Here is a 2,623-nt window from a genome sequence, read left to right on the forward strand (position 1 = left end):
AGGCGCGCGCCGCCGTCGTGCCGGCCGTGCGCAAGCTGCGCGGCACGCTCCCCCGCTGACCGCCCCCGGGTCCGTCCCGGAACGACAAGAGGAAAACCCCGCACCGGCTCGGGCCGGTGCGGGGTTTTCCTTCGCTGCAGGTGGCTAGAGCTTGCGCTCGAAGCGGTCCCACTTGTATTCCTGGTGCTCGCCCTCGACGAAGCGGATGGTGCCGGACTTGGACCGCATCACGATCGACTGCGTGAGGACCTTGTGGTTCTTGTAGCGGACGCCGCGCAGCAGGTCACCGTCGGTGATGCCGGTGGCCACGAAGAAGCAGTTGTCGCTGGTGACCAGGTCATCGGTGGTCAGCACCCGGTCCAGGTCGTGGCCGGCGTCGATGGCCTTCTGCTTTTCATCGTCGGTGGTGGGCCAGAGCCGGCCCTGGATCACGCCGCCCAAGGACTTGATGGCGCAGGCCGTCACAATGCCCTCCGGGGTGCCGCCGATGCCCATCAGGACGTCGACGTCGGTGCCCTCGCGGGCGGCCGCGATGCCGCCGGCGACGTCGCCGTCCATGATGAACTTCGTGCGTGCGCCGGCGGCGCGGATCTCCTCGACATACGGCTTGTGCCGGTCGCGGTCCAGGATCATCACGTTGATCTGGTTGATCTTCTTGTTCTTGGCCTTCGCGATCAGGTGCAGGTTCTGCTTGATGGGCAGCCGCAGGTCCACCAGGTCCGCCGCTTCGGGGCCGGTGACCAGCTTCTCCATGTAGAACACGGCCGAGGGGTCGAACATGGTGCCGCGCTCGGAGACCGCGAGCACGGAGAGCGCGTTGTTGATTCCCAGCGCCGTCAGCCGGGTGCCGTCGATCGGATCCACGGCGACGTCGCACTCGGCGCCGGTGCCGTCGCCGACCTTTTCGCCGTTGAACAGCATCGGGGCCTCGTCCTTTTCGCCCTCACCGATGACGACCACCCCGTTGAAGCTGACGGTGGACAGGAACGCGCGCATGGCGTCCACGGCGGCGCCGTCGGCACCGTTCTTGTCCCCGTAGCCGACCCAGTGGCCGCCGGCGATCGCCGCGGCTTCGGTGACGCGCACCAGTTCCAGCGCCAGGTTTCGGTCCGGCTCGTTGTCGCCGACGCGCATGGACGGCGGAAAGTTGGAAAAGGGGTCAGCCTGGGCTTCGTGGGACACTTCGACCTCATCTTCGAGTAGCTCTTCAGACAGCACCGGCTGCGGTGCCGTGATGGATGCATCTGCGGTGCGGACATCTTCCATTGCTTTCGATCATAGTCGTCGCCGCCCCGGGGGCCAGCGCGCGGACCGGCCGACCCGCGCTCCGGCGTCGCGGGCGTGTGCGCGCAGGGGCGGGCATCTGAGATCATGGAACCGTGAGTGAAGCGCTTCCCGAAGAATCGACCGAGTTGCCCGTCAAGCCAGTGCTGACGGCCAAGCAGGCCAACCGCGCGAAGGCTCCGGTGGTCGGCATGCTGATGGCCGTGGGGCTCTCCCTCGCCGTGCTGCTGCCGGTGATGTTCCTGAATCCGGGCAGCAAGCCCGGAGTCTACGAACGTAATATTGATGTCCCGGGGGTCGCCCTGCAGACCGAGTCCACGGCCGGTTACCTGCCGCTCGCCGTCGACCTCCCGGCGGGCTGGACGTCCAACTACGCCCGGTGGAATACCGGGGGAACCGCGCAGGTGGCGGCGTGGGAGGTCGGCTACATCACGCCGGGCGAGGAGTACATCGGACTGATCCAGACCGACAAAGCCAACCCCACCTGGGTCGGCCAGGCAACCGACAACGCGCCGGTCACCGGCGAGCGCGAAGCGGGTGCCACCTGGGAACTGCGCGACGCCGGCGCGGGCGAGCGCAGCCTCGTGCTGGAGCACGGCGGATTCACCGTCATCCTGACCGGCACCGCGGAGCTGGACGAATTCGATGTCCTGGCCACCGCGATCGTGGAAGACCTGGACAGCAAGTAAACCCGCCCCGACACGGAAACCGGTGCACGGGCAGGGACGCACGAAGCAGTAAGGTTGCTTCGTGCCCACCTCATTGACTCCCGCCCAGGCCTGGCAAAAACTCATCGACGGCAACGCCCGCTTTGTGGCAGGTACGTCAGTCCACCCGAACCAGGACGCCGCCCGGCGCAGTTCGCTGGTCAACGAGCAGCATCCGTTCGCCATCATCTTCGGCTGTTCCGACTCCCGGCTGGCCGCCGAGATCATTTTCGACCTGGGACTCGGCGATGCCTTCGTGGTCCGCACCGCCGGCCACGTCCTCGGTGACGCGGTGATCGGATCGCTCGAGTACGGCGTGGATGTGCTCAACGTTCCGTTGATTGTCATCCTGGGCCACGACAGCTGCGGGGCCGTGACGGCGGCAAAGAACACGATTGACACCGGCGAAATGCCGCGCGGCGGCCTGCGGGACCTCGTGGAACGGATCACCCCGTCGGTGCTGGCCGCCCGGCGTGCCGGCCTCGAGGACCTCAACGACATGGTGATCGAAAACGTCCGGCAGTCCTCCGAACGCCTGCTGGACAGTTCGCGGGCCATTTCCGAGGCGGTCGAGGCCGGCCGCACGGCCGTCGTCGGCGTGGCCTACCGGCTCGCGGACGGCCGCGCCGAGC

The 2,623-nt window shown here is 67.6% G+C and carries 3 protein-coding genes; 2 read left to right on the plus strand and 1 reads right to left on the minus strand.

All coding sequences use genetic code 11. From position 1 onward, the window contains the following. Positions 1-144: 144 nt before the first annotated feature. Complete coding sequence (gene glpX, locus AC5RUJ_RS14255; protein WP_494014393.1) at positions 145-1,134, minus strand: class II fructose-bisphosphatase; 990 nt, start codon at positions 1,132-1,134, stop codon at positions 145-147. Positions 1,135-1,379: 245 nt separating this feature from the next. Between glpX and AC5RUJ_RS14260 the strand changes: the two genes are divergently transcribed. Both AC5RUJ_RS14260 and AC5RUJ_RS14265 read left to right on the plus strand, forming a co-directional pair. Further along, positions 1,380-1,973, plus strand: coding sequence for a DUF4245 domain-containing protein (locus tag AC5RUJ_RS14260; RefSeq protein ID WP_494128035.1), 594 nt, complete (start codon positions 1,380-1,382; stop codon positions 1,971-1,973). 61 nt (positions 1,974-2,034) lie between these two features. Beyond that, on the plus strand, positions 2,035-2,623 hold a 589-nt coding region (locus tag AC5RUJ_RS14265), incomplete at its 3' end, for a carbonic anhydrase (RefSeq protein WP_494156047.1).

The organism is Arthrobacter sp. Y3223164 (assembly GCF_059091005.1).

Bases quoted from the DNA above. Each gene is read 5' to 3' on its own strand.
- glpX (WP_494014393.1), bottom strand. From the start codon at position 1,134: ATGCGCGTCGGCGACAACGAGCCGGACCGAAACCTGGCGCTGGAACTG.